The 17,184-nt window shown below is 64.3% G+C and carries 14 protein-coding genes; 9 read left to right on the top strand and 5 right to left on the bottom strand.

The genetic code is table 11. The features are described from left to right. Positions 1 to 18: 18 nt before the first annotated feature. On the top strand, positions 19 to 156 hold the full coding sequence (locus VNH11_21555; protein ID HVA48968.1) for a hypothetical protein: 138 nt from the start codon (positions 19 to 21) through the stop codon (positions 154 to 156). Between the two features lie 14 nt (positions 157 to 170). On the opposite strand, the gene pyrF is transcribed toward VNH11_21555, so the two are convergent. Both pyrF and VNH11_21545 read right to left on the bottom strand, forming a co-directional pair. Then, the gene (gene pyrF / locus VNH11_21550; GenBank protein ID HVA48967.1) at positions 171 to 1,103 is read right to left on the bottom strand and encodes an orotidine-5'-phosphate decarboxylase; all 933 of its coding nucleotides are present in this window, start codon (positions 1,101 to 1,103) and stop codon (positions 171 to 173) included. 66 nt (positions 1,104 to 1,169) lie between these two features. After that, on the bottom strand, positions 1,170 to 1,301 hold the full coding sequence (locus tag VNH11_21545) for a hypothetical protein (protein HVA48966.1): 132 nt from the start codon (positions 1,299 to 1,301) through the stop codon (positions 1,170 to 1,172). 416 nt (positions 1,302 to 1,717) lie between these two features. Between VNH11_21545 and VNH11_21540 the strand changes: the two genes are divergently transcribed. Next, complete coding sequence (locus VNH11_21540) at positions 1,718 to 2,278, top strand: Uma2 family endonuclease (protein ID HVA48965.1); 561 nt, start codon at positions 1,718 to 1,720, stop codon at positions 2,276 to 2,278. A 35-nt stretch (positions 2,279 to 2,313) separates the two neighbouring features. On the opposite strand, the gene VNH11_21535 is transcribed toward VNH11_21540, so the two are convergent. Continuing rightward, positions 2,314 to 2,937: a plasmid pRiA4b ORF-3 family protein gene (locus VNH11_21535; protein HVA48964.1), complete on the bottom strand. Its 624-nt coding sequence runs from the start codon at positions 2,935 to 2,937 to the stop codon at positions 2,314 to 2,316. Positions 2,938 to 3,081: 144 nt separating this feature from the next. Here VNH11_21535 and VNH11_21530 point away from each other — a divergent pair, with 144 nt between their 5' ends. The 4 genes from VNH11_21530 (at position 3,082) to VNH11_21515 (ending at position 13,003) form a co-directional block, all read left to right on the top strand. Then, a complete protein-coding gene (locus tag VNH11_21530) occupies positions 3,082 to 3,312 on the top strand; it encodes a hypothetical protein (protein HVA48963.1) in 231 nt (76 codons plus the stop codon). Further along, entirely contained in the window at positions 3,239 to 3,625 is a 387-nt protein-coding gene (locus VNH11_21525) for a type II toxin-antitoxin system PemK/MazF family toxin (protein ID HVA48962.1), read from the top strand. Before VNH11_21530 ends, VNH11_21525 begins: the two co-directional genes overlap by 74 nt. Positions 3,626 to 3,835: 210 nt before the next feature. Next, positions 3,836 to 11,215 carry an excinuclease ABC subunit UvrA gene (gene uvrA, locus VNH11_21520; protein ID HVA48961.1) on the top strand — a complete coding sequence of 2,460 codons (7,380 nt, stop codon included), beginning with the start codon at positions 3,836 to 3,838 and terminating at the stop codon, positions 11,213 to 11,215. 492 nt (positions 11,216 to 11,707) lie between these two features. Beyond that, the gene (locus VNH11_21515; protein ID HVA48960.1) at positions 11,708 to 13,003 is read left to right on the top strand and encodes a hypothetical protein; all 1,296 of its coding nucleotides are present in this window, start codon (positions 11,708 to 11,710) and stop codon (positions 13,001 to 13,003) included. On the opposite strand, the gene VNH11_21510 is transcribed toward VNH11_21515, so the two are convergent. Beyond that, positions 12,969 to 14,099 carry a hypothetical protein gene (locus tag VNH11_21510; GenBank protein HVA48959.1) on the bottom strand — a complete coding sequence of 377 codons (1,131 nt, stop codon included), beginning with the start codon at positions 14,097 to 14,099 and terminating at the stop codon, positions 12,969 to 12,971. The genes VNH11_21515 and VNH11_21510 overlap by 35 nt on opposite strands. 244 nt (positions 14,100 to 14,343) lie before the next feature. Between VNH11_21510 and VNH11_21505 the strand changes: the two genes are divergently transcribed. Further along, positions 14,344 to 14,478, top strand: a complete 135-nt coding sequence (locus VNH11_21505; GenBank protein ID HVA48958.1) for a hypothetical protein — start codon at positions 14,344 to 14,346, stop codon at positions 14,476 to 14,478. A gap of 75 nt (positions 14,479 to 14,553) precedes the next feature. On the opposite strand, the gene VNH11_21500 is transcribed toward VNH11_21505, so the two are convergent. Then, the gene (locus VNH11_21500; GenBank protein ID HVA48957.1) at positions 14,554 to 14,883 is read right to left on the bottom strand and encodes a hypothetical protein; all 330 of its coding nucleotides are present in this window, start codon (positions 14,881 to 14,883) and stop codon (positions 14,554 to 14,556) included. Between the two features lie 274 nt (positions 14,884 to 15,157). Here VNH11_21500 and VNH11_21495 point away from each other — a divergent pair, with 274 nt between their 5' ends. Both VNH11_21495 and VNH11_21490 read left to right on the top strand, forming a co-directional pair. After that, positions 15,158 to 16,546, top strand: a complete 1,389-nt coding sequence (locus tag VNH11_21495) for an alkaline phosphatase family protein (GenBank protein ID HVA48956.1) — start codon at positions 15,158 to 15,160, stop codon at positions 16,544 to 16,546. A 227-nt stretch (positions 16,547 to 16,773) separates the two neighbouring features. After that, positions 16,774 to 17,178 (top strand): bifunctional nuclease family protein, encoded by a 405-nt coding sequence (locus tag VNH11_21490; GenBank protein HVA48955.1) that lies wholly within the window; start codon positions 16,774 to 16,776, stop codon positions 17,176 to 17,178. Positions 17,179 to 17,184: the final 6 nt, after the last annotated feature.

Below are 17,184 nucleotides of genomic sequence, written 5' to 3'. Positions count from 1 at the left end.
AAATCCGCGAGAACCGATTTGGTAACGATCATGCCCGAACAGCGCGAGCAGTTCCAGAAATCCGTCGAGGCCCTCGTCGAGCAGGTGAAAAGCTGGGCGGAGTCTCATGAGCGGGTGACGAAGGAATATCCCTGGCTGCCGGAGGAGTGGGCGTAAAGTGGTCCGAGCAACTAAAGTCTTCCCGCGTTCGTTTCGCTGCGCAGCTCGTCGATCATCTCCTGCGTGGCGGCGGCCACCGCTTCTTGCCAGCGCGCGGGTCCGAACCGCTCGTCGTAGCCGCGGCGGGAATACGCGAACAGGATGCCGCGCGAGTTGTTGACCACCGCGCCCAGCCCATCCTCGCCGAAGCCGCCGGCCACGTCGCGCGCCGTCGCTCCCTGGCTGCCGTAGCCGGGCACGAGCAGCCAGGCGCTGGGCATCGCCGAGCGCAGTTCGTTGAGCTGTTCCGGATACGTCGCACCGACCACCGCGCCCACCGCCCCGTAACCGTGCTCGCCGGCCGTGCTGCCGGCGAGCTGCTCGACGAACTCGGCCACGTGCCCGTAAAGCGATTTCCCGTCGGCGACGAGGTCTTGAAACTGTCCGCCGCCGGAATTCGAGGTCTTCACCAGCACGAACAGCCCGGCCCCGCGCGCGGCCGCCACATCGACGAAGGGCTGCAGGCTGTCGGCCCCCAGATAAGGGCTGACGGTCAGGGCATCGGCCTGCCAGGCGCTCGATTCACCGAGGTAGGCATCGGCGTAGGCCGTGGCCGTGCTGCCGATGTCGTTTCGCTTGCCGTCGAGAATGACGAGCAGCCCTTTCTGCCGCGCGTGGTGGACCACTTCGCCCAGCGCCGCCATGCCGTCGGGGCCAAGCTGCTCGAAGAACGCCGCTTGCGGCTTGACGGCGGGCACGAGCGGCGCCACGACATCGACCACGTCGGCACAAAAGCGGAAGTACGCCCGTGCCAGCGCCGCGCGATCGCCCAGGGCGATGCCGGTCGTCAACGACGGCGGAAGCTGCTCCCGCCGCGGATCGAGCCCCACCACCACCGGGTTGCGCTTGCCGCGCACCGCGGCGATGAGGCGATCGGCGAAGTTCGTCGGCTGTGCGGTCTGCATGGTAGCAGCTTAATAGATTCGGCTAAATCGGGGTAGCGCCGTCGCACCGCGGCCCGAAACCACCGTTCAAAACTTCGTTCCAGGCCCGCTTTCAGGCCCCCAGCCTGCCGTGTCGAAGCGCGCCCAGCCGTCCTCCGCTTCGAAGGCGGCCACCCACGACAGACGCGCAAACAAGAGACAGCCTATTAGGCTTTTCATGGCTCAACTCCCAGAAAGACGGCGTTGCGATTCCGAAGCCGACATCGCGGCGTAGGCGTCGCGGCTGCTGCCGGGCATTCGGACAGGCCCCGACGATCGGTGCTCTTTGCCGCCAATCGGTGGGACTGATAGACTGAGGCGAATGCGCGAGTCGGCGTTCGCGCCGCTCGGAACCCGTTCATTCTCGCATTACAGGAGCGCGTGTATGTACCATCACTTCCCGCATTTCTCATTGCGTGTGGTCACTTTTATTGTTGCAGTCGTTTCCTGCATTGACGATCCTCGGCCTAACCTCGACGCGTGTGACGGTCGCTGGCAGCGAGGAAATCCGGCGGCGTTTTCCCGACTGCAAGATTGAGCGTTGACAATTCTGTGGAGCGGATCCCTTGCGTGTTCGTTGCGGAGTCAGAAGAGCCATGTCGATCCAACCTTCACGCCGTCTTTTCAGCGTCGCCGAATACGACCAAATGGTCGAGACCGGCATCCTGCGCGAGGACGATCGCCTTGAATTGATCGAAGGAGAAATCGTCGCCATGAGCCCGATCGGCAGTCCTCACGCGGCCTGCGTGCGCAGGCTCGACCGGGTGCTCGGCAACTTGCTGGCGGGTCGGACACAGTTGAGCGTCCAATGCCCCGTCGTCATTCCCGACTGGTCAGAGCTCAACCCAGATGTGGCCCTGCTGGTTCCGCGAGACGATGATTATGTCGACGCCCATCCTCTGCCGCGGCAGGTGCAGGTGCTGATCGAGGTGGCCGACAGCTCGCTGGCTTACGATACTCAGGTCAAGGCGCCGCTCTACGCCAGGGCGGGCATTCGCGAGTTGTGGATCGTGGATCTCAAGGCCAAGCGGCTTGTCGTGTATACCAAACCGCGCTCCGGGCGATACAGCGTCATGCGCCCCCACGGTCTGCGAAACCGTTTCACCAGCCCACGCTTCCGCGGCGTCGAGTTCGTGTTGCGCGATCTGCTGCCGTGAATTCGGCCGATGCGCCGCTCTAACTCCATCTCGCGTCAGTTCGGCGTGGCCCTCTGCATGGCCTTCGTCGCTGCGGCGGGATCGAAGGCTTCGGGATCGAACTCGCCGCCGACCCATTCGAGCATCTCCGCACGTTGCGGGCTTTTCGGATCGGCCAACGCCTCCAGGAAGTCTTGATAGCCCCACAGGCCGCCGACGTCCTCCGGCGGGCAGGCACGCTTGCCTTCGACGCACCGCGGATACCGCGCGTTCGCCTCACGATCGCAACAGCCCTCGAACAGAATCTCGTGCTCCCAGCCGTCGCCGAAGTCGTATTCATATTTGAAGCGGAACGGCTTCCCGTTCTTGGGCACGATCTCGCCGATCGTGGTTTCGAGCGAGTCGTGGCACTCGGAACCGCCGAAGCCGTCGTCGAGAAGTTCCGGCTCGCCGTACTGCTCGCCCCCGATGTCGAACTGGTGCAAATGCGAATTGGTCCAGCCCATGGCCCTTTGGATGTGCCCGTGCAGATTGTCGAGCGGGCCGTCTTCGACTTCGATCCGCCGCCAGATTGGAGGCTTCGAGCCGATCAAGGTGATCTTGAACTGGTAGATGGTATTTGAGGCGACCTTGCCTGCCGGCGCATGCTTGCCACGGCGGGCGATTTTCTTCCGTGCCATGTTCGGTTCTCCCAGGGAGCCCCAGTAGTGCGCTAATTTAACGGCGGCGGCCGGTCGCGTCAAACGTTTGCTGTGCATCGCTTGTTTCTGGTCGCATAACACGTATACTAACACGTATACGGGTTCCAGCGAGAGGGAGGAGCGATGCAAAAAAAGCTGACGATCACGCTTGATGAGCGCGTCTATCGAGGTCTATATACCGTCGTCGGGCGGCGACGGATAAGCGGTTTTATCGAGTCGCTGGTGCGGCCGCACGTGATCGGGGCCGACCTGAACGCGGCGTACCGTCAAATGGCCCGCGATGAGGTCCGGGAAGACGAAGCGGCGGAATGGGTGGAAGGCCTCATCGGAGACGTCGGCGATGAGACGCGGTGATGTTTGGTGGGTCAACTTCGGTGGCGCGGTCGGCGGCGAAGCTCGCAAGGAAAGGCCGGCCGTGATCGTCAGCAACGATGCCTCCAACAAGCACCTCAACCGCGTGCAGGTGGTGCCGCTCACGACGAGCGTGTCGCAACTGTATCCCAGCGAGGCTATTGTCACGGTGCGCGGCAAAAAGCAAAAGGCTATGGCAGACCAACTGACAACGGCTGCGAAGACCCGCCTGCGGAATCGAGTCGGCCGGCTGTCGCGCGCCGACCTGCAGGCCGTGAGCGAAGCCATCAAGATCCAACTGGCGTTACTGCCGTAATGACTTGACGACGCCAAATGCGTCAAACGTGACGCATCTGTCCCCCGAAAGGAACGCATTCGGGTTCAGGCCCAAGCAAGATCGCATCGACTGCCCGGCTGAGACCGAAAACCCAACCGCCTCCCCTTCCTGCCTCGGTCGTTCTGCTCTAAAATCCAAGGTCCGACCCACCGCAAACTCGAAACGGATTTCTCACGTCCGGCTTTCCTGATGCCCGCTGCCGATATCGTCATCAAAGGCGCCCGCGAACATAACCTCCGCGACGTCAGCCTCACGCTGCCGCGAAACCGGCTGATCTGCTTCACGGGCGTCAGCGGATCCGGCAAAAGCTCGCTGGCCTTCGATACCCTTTATGCCGAAGGGCAAAGGCGTTACGTCGAAAGTCTCTCCAGCTTTGCCCGGCAGTTCCTGGGGCAAATGCCGAAGCCGGACGTGGATCTCATTTCGGGGCTAAGCCCGTCGATTTCCATCTCGCAAAAGACCAGCGGCCAGAACCCGCGATCGACCGTCGGCACCATCACCGAGATTTATGACTACCTGCGCGTGCTCTACGCCCGCACCGGCCAGGGACATTGCCCGAAGTGCGGCCGCGTGATTACCGCCCAGACACGCGACCAGATTATCGACCGCATCGGCACACTGCCGGCCGGCAGCAAGTTTCTGATTCTGGCGCCGATCATCAAGGCCCAGAAAGGCGAGTATCGCGACCTATTTGTCGACCTGCTCAAGCAAGGCTTCGTGCGGGCACGCGTCGATGGCACCGTCGTCTCGCTGAGCGACGACCTCAAGCTCGATCGCCAGATGCGGCACAACATCGAGGTGGTCGTCGACCGGCTGGTGGCTGGGCCGACGTTGCGGCCGCGATTGGCCGAAGCGGTCGAGCTGGCGCTGAAGATCGGCAAGGGTACGTTGATCGCGGCCGTGGGACGTGGTTCGTCCGTAGAGAACGCGCTGCCGGGCGATCCGCAATCGGAGGATGGGCTTCCTAGCCCGTCGCGTCGGGGTGACGGCCTAGGAAGGCCATCCTCCGAAGAAGACGACGAACCCGCCGCGCCTATAAAGCGGCGTCGCGGCCGACCGGCCGACGATCTGCACTTCTCGGCCGACTATGCCTGCACCGAATGCGGCATCAGCTTCGAGCCGCCCAGCCCGCAGCTCTTCAGCTTCAACAGTCCGCAGGGCATGTGCCTGTCGTGCGACGGACTCGGCGAAGTCTATAGCTTCGACGCCGAGCTGCTGATTCCCGACGGCCGCCTTTCGATCAAAGAAGGTGCGGTGGAACTGATCGGTCCTTGGGACGACCTCGGCCGATGGAAGCGGCATCTCTACGAGGGCGTCGCCGAAACCATCGAGCGAAACCACGGCCTCGATCCGGGCGTGCTGCTGGAAACGCCCTGGAACAAGCTCGACCCGGCGCTGGTGCGGCTGCTGCTCTGGGGCACGGGCGACCTGCACATTACCTACACGTGGAAGCACGGGGGCGGCGTTCACAAATACGGCGGCAAGTTCGACGGCATCATCCCCGAACTGGTCTCGCGATATCGCAACAGCAAGAGCGGCATGCAGCGACGCCAGTTGGAAAAATACATGCGGGTGATCGGCTGCAGCCAGTGCGGCGGCGCCCGGCTGAACGAACAGGCCCGCGCCGTGACGCTCGCCTCGCGGCATCCCCGCTTCAACGGCCAGGCCAAGTCGCTTCCGGAGGTCTGCTCGCTGGCCGTGTCCGACGCCGTCGATTTCTTTGGCGAACTCGAACTCGACGCCACGCGGCAGATCATCGCCGCCGAAGTGCTCAAGGAGATCCGCGGCCGGCTCGGCTTCTTGACCAATGTGGGCCTCAACTACCTGACGCTCGACCGCACCGCGCCCACGCTCTCCGGTGGCGAGTCGCAGCGCATCCGGCTGGCCGGGCAAATCGGCTGCGGACTGGTCGGCGTGCTGTATATTCTCGACGAGCCGTCGATCGGCCTGCACCCCCGCGACAACGATCGCCTGCTCGACACGCTCACGCGGCTCCGCGACCTGGGCAACACGGTGGTCGTCGTCGAGCACGACGAAGACACCATGCGGGCCGCCGACCACATCATCGACTTCGGCCCCGGCCCCGGCGTGCGCGGCGGTGAAGTGGTCGCGGCCGGTTCCGTCGCTCAAATCTGCGGCGAAAAGCGGAGCCTGACCGGGCAATACCTCGCCGGCGACTTGCAGATTGCCGTGCCCGCTCGCCGCCGCCCGACCAACGACAAGTGGCTCAAGGTGATCGGCGCCGCTCAGAACAACCTCAAGAATATCGACGCCGAGATTCCACTGGGCACGTTTGTGTGCGTGACCGGCGTGAGCGGTTCGGGCAAGAGCTCGCTGGTCAACGGCATTCTGGTCGAGGCCCTGCACCGCGACTTGAACAAGGGCGACGGCGAGCCGGGCCGGCACGAGCGGATCGAGGGCCTGCAGCATCTCGACAAGCTGATCGCCATCGACCAATCGCCCATCGGCCGCACGCCGCGGTCGAATCCGGCGACGTACATCAAGGTGTTCGACGATATTCGCAAGCTGTATACCCAGCTTACCGAGTCGAAGACCCGCGGCTATCAGGAGGGGCGGTTCAGCTTCAACGTCGAAGGCGGCCGCTGCGAAGCGTGCCAAGGGAACGGCTCGAACCGGCTGGAAATGGACTTTCTGGCCGACGTCTGGGTCACGTGTCCGGTGTGCGAAGGGCACCGTTTCAACCGCGAAACGCTGCAAGTGAAGTTCAAGGGCAAGTCGATCGCCGACGTATTAGAGATGGACGTCCAACAAGCGCTCGATCACTTCCAAAACATTCCCAAGGTGCGGCACAAACTGCAAACGCTGCACGACGTGGGACTCGATTATCTCAAGCTGGGCCAGCCCTCGCCGACGCTTTCGGGTGGCGAGGCCCAACGCATCAAGCTGGCCCGCGAACTGGTGAAAAAGAGCACCGGCAAAACGCTCTATCTCTTGGATGAGCCGACGACCGGCCTGCACTTTGCCGACATCCGCATGCTGCTCAAGGTGCTGCACGACTTCGTCGACGCCGGCAACACGGTGCTGGTGGTCGAGCACAATCTGGACGTGATCAAGACGGCCGATTGGCTGATCGACCTCGGTCCCGAAGGCGGCGACGAGGGCGGCCGGATTGTCGCCGCCGGCACGCCGGAGGAGGTGATGCAGGCCGCGGAGTCGCACACGGGACGGGCGCTGGCACGGCACTTGAACGGCGACGTAGCCGAACGCGTGAGAGTTCGGGAGAAGCGTGGCAGAAGCCCGAATTCTCACGAATTCGGCTACAGCACTGCAATCCGAGTCAGGGGTGCGCGGCAGCACAACCTCAAGTCGATCGACGTGGAAATTCCGCGCGATCAGATCACCGTCTGCTGCGGGCAAAGCGGTTCGGGCAAAAGTTCGCTGGCGATGGACACCATCTACGCCGAAGGGCAGCGGCGCTATGTCGAAAGTCTCAGCTCCTACGCGCGGCAGTTTGTGGGCCAGATGCAAAAGCCGCAGGTCGAGCATATCGAGGGACTTTCGCCGGCCATCGCCATCGAGCAGAAGCACCTGGGGCACACTCCCCGCTCGACCGTCGGCACCGTGACGGAGATTTACGACTATCTGCGGATTCTCTTCGCTCGGCTGGGCAAAGCCCACTGCCCCGATTGCGACGTGCCGATCGGCACGCAGTCGGCCGACGAGGTGATCGACAAGGTCATGGCCAATCCCGAGGGAACCAAGCTGTTGCTCATGGCGCCGCTGGAGATTCAGGTCGGCGACAACTACGAAACGCTGTGGCAAGAACTGCGCGAGGCCGGCTGGCAGCGGATGCGCATCGATCGCGTGACGCATTCCGTCGACGATCCGCCCAAGATCGACCGCCGCCGCAAACACCTGATCGAGGTGGTGATCGACCGCAACGTCGTGCGGACGAACAACCGCTCCCGCATCGCCGACAGCATCGAAAGCGCGCTCAGCCTGGGCCGCGGCGTGCTGCACGTCGCCTATCCGGTCGACGACGTGGCCGAAGAGAACTGGCCCACCGAAATCCACAGCCAGCACTTCGCCTGCGACAAGTGCGGCCGCAGCTTCGAGCCGCTCACACCGCACCATTTTTCGTTCAACAGCTCGCTGGGCTGGTGCCCGTCGTGCGAAGGACTGGGCACGCAGACCGGAGCGAACACGGCCTCGCTCTTGCGCGGCCCGAAGTTGAGCCTGGCGCAAGGGGCGGTGGCCGTCTGGCCGGAGCCGGAGAATCCGTATTTCCGGCCGCTGGTGGAAGCGTTTGCGGCGCATACGGGCGTGCCGATCGACGTGCCGTTCGACCAGCTCAACGCACGGCATCGCCGCCTCGTGCTGCACGGCACGGGCGAAGATTGGATACCCGTCTATCCGACACCAACCCGAAGCGCAAGCGAGGCAGTCGAAGGCAAACGCAAGACCGGCCAGCCGCTCTACCGCTTCCAATACAAGGGCGTCTATCCGGCACTCGAAGAAGCGTCGCGCCTGTCGCCCCTGTTGCGCAGCCGGCTCGACCACTTGGTCGACCAGGTGGAGTGCTCCACGTGCGGCGGCAGCCGCCTGCGCGACGCCGCCGCCGCCGTGCGTTTTCGCGGGCAGACGATGGACGAAGTTTGCCGCACGCCTCTGGGCGACCTGCTCAAGCAGACGTCGGGCCTCAAGCTCACCGGTTCCGAGCGAAAGATCGCCGGCGAACTGCTGCGCGAGGTGACGAACCGCTTGCAGTTTCTGGTCGACGTTGGGCTGGAATACCTGACGCTGCACCGTGGCGCGCCGACGCTCTCCGGCGGCGAAGCCCAGCGCATCCGGCTGGGCAGCCAAGTGGGCAGCGGCCTGACCGGCGTGCTCTATGTGCTCGACGAGCCGACTATCGGGCTGCACCCGCGCGACAATCGCCGGCTACTGAAGGCCCTGATGAGACTTCGCAACCTCGGCAACACGCTGCTGATGGTCGAGCACGACCGCGAAGTGGTGGAGAGCGCCGATCAGCTTCTCGATTTCGGACCGGGCGCCGGCGAACACGGCGGCGAGATTGTCGCCCGTGGCACACCGGCCGAGGTGGCCAAACAGAAGGGATCGGTCACGGGACCATATTTGTCGGGCGCGAAGGCGATCGGCGTACCCGTGAATCGACGGATGGCCGTAGCTCCGACACTCCGTGGCGGAGAGGGAGAGAAGGAGCGAGGGAGAGAAGGGGAGAAGGAGAGAGGGAAAGCGAAGAAGAACGCCGCGACGAACGGTGAATATGCAAAATCGGAGTCATTCGCGCGCGTGGCCAAGGCGGTGGCGCGGCGGGGTGTGCCGCTGTCGAATGAAGCGGTGCAGACGGTCTTGGAGTTCCCGGAACCGCCCGGCGGAGGTTGGCTCGAGGTGATCGGCGCGCGGCACAACAACTTGCGCGGCGTCGACGCCCGGATTCCGCTGGGCACGCTCACGGCCATCACCGGCGTCAGCGGCAGCGGCAAAAGCTCGCTCGTGGAGGACGTGCTCTACGCCTCGCTGGCCCGCAAGCTGCACCGGGCCCGGACTTTTCCCGCGCCGCACGATTCCATCCGCGGTGTCGAGTTGATCAACAAGGTGATCCGCGTCGATCAGCAGCCGCTGGGCAACACGCCCACCTCGAACCCGGCGACCTACACCGGTGTGTTCGAGCTGATCCGCGGGCTGTACTCGCAGTTGCCCGACGCGAAGCTGCGCGGCTACACGCCACGGCGGTTCAGCTTCAACGTGCCCGGCGGCCGCTGCGAAAAGTGCGAAGGGAACGGCCAACTTCGCATCGAGATGCACTTTTTGCCCGACGTGTGGGTCGAGTGCGACGAATGCCGCGGCCGCCGCTACAACCAGGAGACGCTCGCCGTCCGCTACAAGGGCGAGAGCATCGCCGACGTGCTCGACATGCCCTGCGGCCGGGCAGCCAGGCTCTTCGAGAACATTCCCAAGGTCCGTCACGTGCTGGAAACGCTCTGCGACGTGGGACTCGATTACATCCGTCTGGGCCAAGCGGCGCCGACGCTTTCCGGCGGCGAGGCCCAGCGCGTGAAGCTGGCCGCCGAGCTGTCGCGGCCCGACACTGGGCAGACGCTTTACTTGCTCGACGAGCCGACGACCGGACTGCACTTCGACGATCTGGCCAAGCTTTTGGACGTGCTCAATCGGCTCGTCGACTTGGGCAACACGGTGGTCGTCATCGAGCACAATCTCGACGTGATCAAGACGGCCGACTGGGTGATCGACCTGGGACCGGAAGCCGGCGACGGCGGCGGGCACATCGTCGCGGCGGGCACGCCCGAGGATATCGTCGCCCACGCAAAGCGGACCAAAAAAGCGGTGGCTGGGGCAGAGCCTGGCCAGTTATCGCCTGGCGGAGCCAAGAGACGTCGCGGCCAGGCGATGCCCCGGAGTGCGCCCACCGGGGCATCGCCTGGCCCTAACGCGGAAATAATCGCAGCGTCTTCTCAGGCCAGGCTCTGCCCCAGCCACCTCTATCGCTCGTACACCGGCGAGATGCTGGCGCCCGTGCTGGCCGCGGGGCCGCACGTCGAGCGCAGGCCCCACGACTTCGCCGCCCGTGAAGAAAAGCGGCCGGAAGACCTCGATATCACCGAGGTCGGCAAAGAAGCCCAGATGCCGTGGGAGCGGGACGGCCGCCGGTGGCACACGCAGGATCGTGTCGGCCGTAGCGGGCTGCCCTGCCGTTGGGAAGGCAAGATTCTGGCCGCGGTGGTCGATCGCATTCATGAGCTGGGCGAGTTCAGTCCCACGAATTGGAACGCCCGCACGATCGTCGAGATTTGTGCTTCGCGCAAGACCGACGGCTGGTTCCTGCACGCCATCACCGGCGAAGAGTGGCTGCTCAAGCTGAAGTTCCGCGTGGCCAAGCGCACCTTTCAGCGCGAAGACCTGGTAAGCCAGCTCGATCTGAAACCGCTCAACGAAATGCACCACCTGCCGGTCTATGGCAGCGAGCCGCGCGTGAAGTGCAAGCAGCTTCGCGGCCCGTGGCAAGAGGTGCAGTTGGCCGTGCATGCGTATGAAGAGATCGACCGGCCGGCCTTCTGGCAGTTTTTGGAGCGGGCCGTCGAGGGTTTTCGGGCATTCACCGAGCGCGTGCAGCAGCAGCCGGAAGACGTGATGCCCTGGAAAGTGCTGGGCCGCAAATGGCACTTGTCGCGGAAGGGTTTTCCGCCCGGCAAGAAGGTTTCGTGGGAAACGGAAGTGCTGGAAGAGCTTTGCGAGCTGTTGGCGGAGACGGCTCCCGAAGGCCAATTCCTGTGGAACAACCAGCAGGTGGTCCACCTGTTTATCAACGGCCCCGGCGAGCCGTGGGCCACGATCCACACCAAGAAACCCGCGGCCCTCGACCTGGTGTTGACCGGTCCCAAGAACCGTTTTGCCCTGGGCCGCATGGCCTCCCTGGGCGCCGATCGCGAATTGGTGACCGACCGGCCGGATAAAGATGTTGTGAAGCTCAAGTTCCGCTTGACGGAAGAAGTCTCCGCCGACGAGCTGGCGGAGTTCCTTCGCGAGCACCTCGCAGCCGTCACCAACCGGCTGGGCAACAAGTAGGGTCACCGCCCCGATCCAGCACCGAAGGTGCGGCATTCGATAGCCGAGGCTGGCAACCCTCGTTGTTCTACACAAGTCCGACGCCGCGTCGCGGCCATTGCGTTTCCCAGTCCCGTAGGGACGGTAGAGTTTAGCGCGAGCCCACGGAAGAGGCACGCCAACGATCCGCGCAGCCGCGTAGCGGCGACAGAACGCGTGGTGCGATGCCTCTGTCGCCGCTTACGCGGCTTGCCTCATCTACCGCATCGGTACCGTGGGCTTTGCGCCCCACGGCTAAACTATCTCGCCGCTACGCGGCGGACGCGCGAGATGTGTACGCATGCAGCTTGCCGCGCTTTGCCAGTCTGCCGTGCCGGGCCACGTCGGCGGTCCTCCATTTGCCGGCGAAAAACGATTCAAGCTTCGCTTCTCTTTTGCCGATAACTGACGCGGCATAACCCCACCACGGCGGCCGCGCCAGAATTCGGGGGTCCCATTCACCGGCGGCAAAGCATGCAAGCCTATATCCTGGAGACCGGTCGGCGGGTGAGTCCCTTCGATGATCCCGTCGGCGAGATGCCGGTCCACAATCGCCGGCTGCGCGATCATCAGCAGAGCATTCTGGAAGACCTGGGTTGCCAGGTGGAGACGATCGACGACCTTGGGCAGGCCCGCCGGCAACCATGCCTGCTGGTCTACGACGATGTGTATTTCACCTATCACGCCGCACAACGGTTCCTGGCCGTCGCCCGGCGTCGAAATGAGGTCGCCAGGCGAGAAGGCCAGAAATGCCGCGGGAACTTTGCCGCCGCGTTGCCGGTCTCGCCGCTCACCCAGCGGTTCGTCCCCAGCTTTCAAGGCCGCACCGTGCAACAACCCGATGGCACAAGCGTACACGCCTACGATCTGTACTTCCTGAGCGATTGGGACACCGCCACCCCGGCCGGCGACCAGACCGAATTGATCCGCATTCCACACTACGTCACCGTGCGGCGCTGGCGAGTGAACCGGCATTTCGACGCCTCGGGGAGCTATTCCCTGCCCATGTCGACCGTGGCCCTATGCCCGGTGCAGCATTGGTCGTCGCTGTTGTCGGCGAACATCCTGGGCATTCCCAGCTTCGTGCTGCAATCGGCCAAGAAGGCCAAGTATCGAACGGCAACGCTGCCCATGCGCATCGTGTGGCGGGCAGGCAGCCTCTGGCCCAGCCGGCTGCGTGGCAAGACCTACCTTGCCGGGCCGGGCTGCAAAGTACACCCGACCGCGCATGTCGAGTGGTCGGTGCTGGGCCGCGGCGTGCGGATCGGCCCGAATGCCGTGGTGCGCGGCGCGGTGTTGGGCGACCGCGTGGAGATCGGTCCGGGAGCGCTCGTCGAACTGTCGACGCTGGGCGAAAAGGCGACCGTCAACGCCAACGTGACCGTGCGATCTTGCGTCGTGGGCGAAGAAGGGCACATCGGGGCCTACTTCACTCAACTCTCCGTGTTGGGACGGGGCGCGGCGATGTGTCCGGCCAGCGGCATCTTCGACATCAATCTCCGCGGCAACATCAGCGTCAACTTCGAGGGTCGCACGGTGAGTTGCGGCTCCCGCTTGCTGGGCGGTTGCCTGGGGCACGGCGCGCTTTTGGGCGCAGATGTACTGATGGGCAGCGGCCAGGAGATGCCCAACGGCTGCACGCTGGTAAAGCACCCCCGCGAGATCGTGGGCGATCTCAACCAGAGCTTGCCCGCGAACGTGGTGCGCGTCGACCGTGGCCGGCCGCGAAAACGGCCTAGCGATCCGACTTTGCGGGTCCAGCCGGGCTGATCGGCACGACGAGGTAGGCCTTGCCCTTGCGCACGAAGTCGAGATCGGCGGCATGCAAAGCGGCCCGGAGCAGTTCATCCAGACTGGCCCGCTCGACCTTGAACGAAACCGGGCGGTCGATGCTGAGTTTTGCCTTCTCTAGCGCGTCGTCGTCGGCGCGGATGTCGATCGACAATTGCTGCCGCAGCTTGTCGAGAATTGCGGACAACGGCTGCCTTTCGATCTTCATGGTGTAGACTTCGACTCCGGCAGCAGGCGCCGACGAGGGCGGCGGCTTTTTCGCCACCAGGAGTTCGTGATCTTCCAGGCGCCCGCGAACGACGATTTTACCGGAATCGACTTCGACCTGCGCCTGCGGCGCGAGCTTCCGCCAGCGCGCGGCGGCTCGTTCCGCTCCACTTCCAGAGGCGTAAACGCGTTCGATGACAACCGGGCTTCGAACGGGCGTGAGACGCACTTGCCTGTCGCCGGCAAACTCGAATGTCAGGTCAAACTCGTTGGCCAGCAGCGTGAGCCGATCGGTCCAGCTTAAGGGCGGCAGGTCGGCGGCCGGCCACAGGTCGTGGTCGATCCGTTCCAAGGGCCCGATGGCCACGCCGGCTTCGGCCGCCAGGTCGGCCACCAGCTTGCGCGGTTCGGCAAGCATGGCCCAAGACATGGGTGCCTGGCGTTGAAAGATAGTTCGCTTTTCCTTCGGCAACGCCAGCACATCCGCCGCCCGCAACGCCGAGAGCGTCCGCAACCGGGCGGTTGCATCATGCGGTCCGACATACGCCAGCGGCCCCAGCCAGATCACTTCGGCCTCGGCCTGCCGCGCGATTTGGACGAGCAGTTTGTCGAGCGGCTCGCGCATGGCCGACAGATCGATCGGCCGGCCCGGGTCAATGCGGCGATCGAGCAGCATGGCGACTTGCTCGGCCTTGGAAAGATCGGCCAGGCCGTCGCGCATGGCCACGCCGTCCCAAGTGATGGTCACCGGCTGCTGCCGCTGGCGGAGCAACTCGGGGCCGACAAGCCAGTTTGGCGGGCTGCTATCCTGTGCCACAGCGTGCGGGAGGGCGTAAAGGACGGCAGCGGCGACGACCCACACTCGCATCTTTCTGAATCCTGAATCCCTGAACCCTTCAACCTGCCCGCACAACCATCCTATTATACCGCGATCGCCGCCCTTTCACGGCAAGCTATGCATTCTAGGGCAATTCGGCATCCGCCGCATAGCTGTACTGCACGGCACGCCGTTTCTCGACCGATGGAAAGAACATCCAAGGACGGGCGAACGGCACGGAGGCTTGTGCTTATTCGCCGACCGTCAGCAGCGCGAAGCATTCACGAGCGAGGGCTTGAGCTCACGGGGCTTCTTCCTGCTGGCGGTTTTTTTATGCGCCTGGGCGCTGCTGGAAGGCGGCGTCCGGCCCGGTTACAATCGCCCCATCGCCATCGTCCGGCCGTTCGCCATCATGGGGCCTCTCGCGTGACTCCGCAAGAATTCGTCGCCAAAGTGGAAGCGGCCGAACCTGGCAAACAGTCCGCACAACGTTCCATCCCGCGTTTCATTGCTTTTTCTCCTCTTCGTGTTGCTCATTCTCGAACTGTTCCGCGCCGACCAGCTTTGCTTCGGCCTGGCGCTTGGCCAGGGATTCGCGCATGGCGCGCTGGCTCAACTCGTGCATGCCATGCTCGGCGGCGAGTTTGGCGATCTGCGCCGCCTGTTGAAACTGGGCCAACGTGATCGGAGTCGCCGACGTGCCGACTGCTTCGGCATCGGCCTGCGGGGACGTTGGTTCGGTGGCGGAAGCCGATCGCGGCTGGATGACGATCGCCAGCGGCCACGTCGCGGCCGGCGACGCGATCACCATTCGAGCCAACCCAATGCGACTCACGACTTCTCTCCCACGACGAGTTTCGCCGCGTCGTTGAAGGAACGGAAATGACCGTTGGCCGGACGTTCCATCGGGTAGACTCCAGAGCTTTTCTGGCAGTGGGCCGTGCGCCGTCGCCCCGTCCGGAAACGGTTCTCACACGTTAGGCCCGCCAGCGCCGAATGTCAACCAACTGGGGCGGATGGTCGGGCGGGCCGGCGCTCGCCAGCGCGCCGGTGGGAAGGTAGGATAGTTCGTTGTGAAAGCGTAATGAACGGGCCTGACCGCGACCGGAATGACCAAACCCCTTGTCGTCATCGATGTCGTCGGACTCAGCCACGACCATCTCGGCCCGGATACGCCGCACATCTCGCGACTGGCTCAAGAGGGCTTCGCGCGGCCGATGGGTGCCGTGCTGCCGGCGGTCACGTGCTCGGCACAGGCCACGATGCTCACGGGCCTCTTGCCGCGCGAACATGGCATCGTGGGCAACGGCTGGTACTTTCGCGACCTGGCCGAAGTGCTGTTCTGGCGGCAATCGAACCATCTCGTGGCGGGCGAGCGCATCTATCAGGCCGGCCGGCGACGTGATGCGGCCTACACCACCGCCCAAATGTTCTGGTGGTTCAACATGTATGCCGATGTGGAGTGGTCGGTGACGCCGCGGCCCGGCTATCCGGCCGACGGCCGCAAGCTGCCCGACTGTTACAGCCAGCCGCCCGAACTGCGCGACCGATTGCAAGAACGGCTGGGCACGTTTCCGCTGTTTCACTTCTGGGGGCCGGGCGCCGATCTTCGCAGCACGCGCTGGATTGCCGATGCCTCGCTGGCCGTCATGGCCGATTATCAACCCACGCTCACGCTCGTCTACCTGCCGCACCTCGATTACAACTTGCAGCGGCTGGGGCCGAACGATCCGCGCATCGCCGACGACCTGCGTGCGGTCGATGCCGAGGCCGGCAAGCTGATCGACGCCGCCCGCAACCACGGGGCGGACGTCGTCGTGCTTTCCGAATATGCGATCGCGGCGGTCGATCGGCCGGTCCACATCAACCGCGTGCTGCGGGAGCACGGCTTCGTCGAAGTGCGGCGCGAGTCGCTGGGTTGGGAGACGCTCGATTGCGGCGCCTCACGGGCATTCGCCGTGGCCGATCACCAGGTGGCCCACGTCTACGTCCGCGAGCAGCGTGACGTGAACCACGTCGCCGATCTGCTGCGGCGGACCGAGGGCATCGAGCAGGTTCTCGACCGCCGGCAGCAGGCCGAGTTCGGGACCGATCACCCGCGTAGCGGCGAGCTGCTGGCGGTGGCGGCGCCGGGCGCGTGGTGTACCTATTATTTCTGGCTGGATGACGCGCTCGCGCCCGACTATGCCCGCACGGTCGACATTCATCGCAAGCCCGGCTACGATCCGGCCGAGCTCGTCGTTGATCCCAAGCTTCGTTTTCCGAAGCTGCGAGTGGCCCGGCGGCTGGCCCGCAAGGCCCTCGGCTTTCGCTATTACATGGACGTGATCGGTCTCGACGCCGGTGTCGTCAAAGGAAGTCACGGGCGGCTGCCCAGTGCGGGCCGCGAGACCGCGGAAGCCCCGGTATTCATTTCGTCCAACCGAGTCATCGAGCGCGACGCCGTGGCCATGACGGACGTCAAGCGATTGCTGCTCGAATTGCAGTTTGGCCCGTAGGGTGGGACCAGCGAGCTTGCGAGCGCCGGCCCACCATCGTCAGGCATCAGGCGTCAGGCATCAGGTTCTTTGTCCTGACGCCTGAAACCTGACGCCTCAAATCGGTGGGCCGGCGCTCGCAAGCTCGCTGGTCCCACCCTACGCTCCCTGCCACTAGCCGCTGGCGGACGCGGCAACCTATAATCAGGCTTTACCAACGAACGAAAACACCGTGCAAGGTCGGCATCATGCCCGTGCAGATGGAGTTGTCGCGGATCATCATCAGCGAGATCAACGATCAGCAAGTCATTTATCTCAAAGAGGTCGATGGCGATCGTTCGTTTCCGATTTTGATCGGCATTTTCGAGGCGACGAGCATCGACCGCCGTGTGAAGGGGTTCATGTCGCCGCGCCCGCTGACGCACGACCTGTTGGTGAGCGTGGCCGACAACTTGGGCGGCGAGTTTCAAAGCGTCGTGATCAGCGAGCTTAAAGAGCACACTTATTTCGCTCGCTTGCGGATCAAGCACGAAGGCGAGCTGATCGAGATCGATGCCCGGCCGTCGGACGCGATCGCGGTGGCGGTGACCTGCGACCCGCCCTTGCCGATCTACGTCAGCGAAGATGTGCTCAACGACGTGTTGGGCGGTTAGGCGAGT

It is taken from the genome of Pirellulales bacterium, from assembly GCA_035533075.1.
GTDB lineage: Bacteria > Planctomycetota > Planctomycetia > Pirellulales > JAICIG01 > DASSFG01.
Note: the sequence above shows the minus strand (reverse complement) of the source record. Positions and strands in the feature narration are given on the sequence as shown.

Bases quoted from the DNA above. Each gene is read 5' to 3' on its own strand.
- pyrF (HVA48967.1), bottom strand. From the start codon at position 1,103: ATGCAGACCGCACAGCCGACGAACTTCGCCGATCGCCTCATCGCCGCG.
- VNH11_21545 (HVA48966.1), bottom strand. From the start codon at position 1,301: ATGAAAAGCCTAATAGGCTGTCTCTTGTTTGCGCGTCTGTCGTGGGTG.
- VNH11_21540 (HVA48965.1), top strand. From the start codon at position 1,718: ATGTCGATCCAACCTTCACGCCGTCTTTTCAGCGTCGCCGAATACGAC.
- VNH11_21535 (HVA48964.1), bottom strand. From the start codon at position 2,937: ATGGCACGGAAGAAAATCGCCCGCCGTGGCAAGCATGCGCCGGCAGGC.
- VNH11_21530 (HVA48963.1), top strand. From the start codon at position 3,082: ATGCAAAAAAAGCTGACGATCACGCTTGATGAGCGCGTCTATCGAGGT.
- VNH11_21525 (HVA48962.1), top strand. From the start codon at position 3,239: ATGAGGTCCGGGAAGACGAAGCGGCGGAATGGGTGGAAGGCCTCATCG.
- uvrA (HVA48961.1), top strand. From the start codon at position 3,836: ATGCCCGCTGCCGATATCGTCATCAAAGGCGCCCGCGAACATAACCTC.
- VNH11_21515 (HVA48960.1), top strand. From the start codon at position 11,708: ATGCAAGCCTATATCCTGGAGACCGGTCGGCGGGTGAGTCCCTTCGAT.
- VNH11_21510 (HVA48959.1), bottom strand. From the start codon at position 14,099: ATGCGAGTGTGGGTCGTCGCCGCTGCCGTCCTTTACGCCCTCCCGCAC.
- VNH11_21495 (HVA48956.1), top strand. From the start codon at position 15,158: ATGACCAAACCCCTTGTCGTCATCGATGTCGTCGGACTCAGCCACGAC.
- VNH11_21490 (HVA48955.1), top strand. From the start codon at position 16,774: ATGCCCGTGCAGATGGAGTTGTCGCGGATCATCATCAGCGAGATCAAC.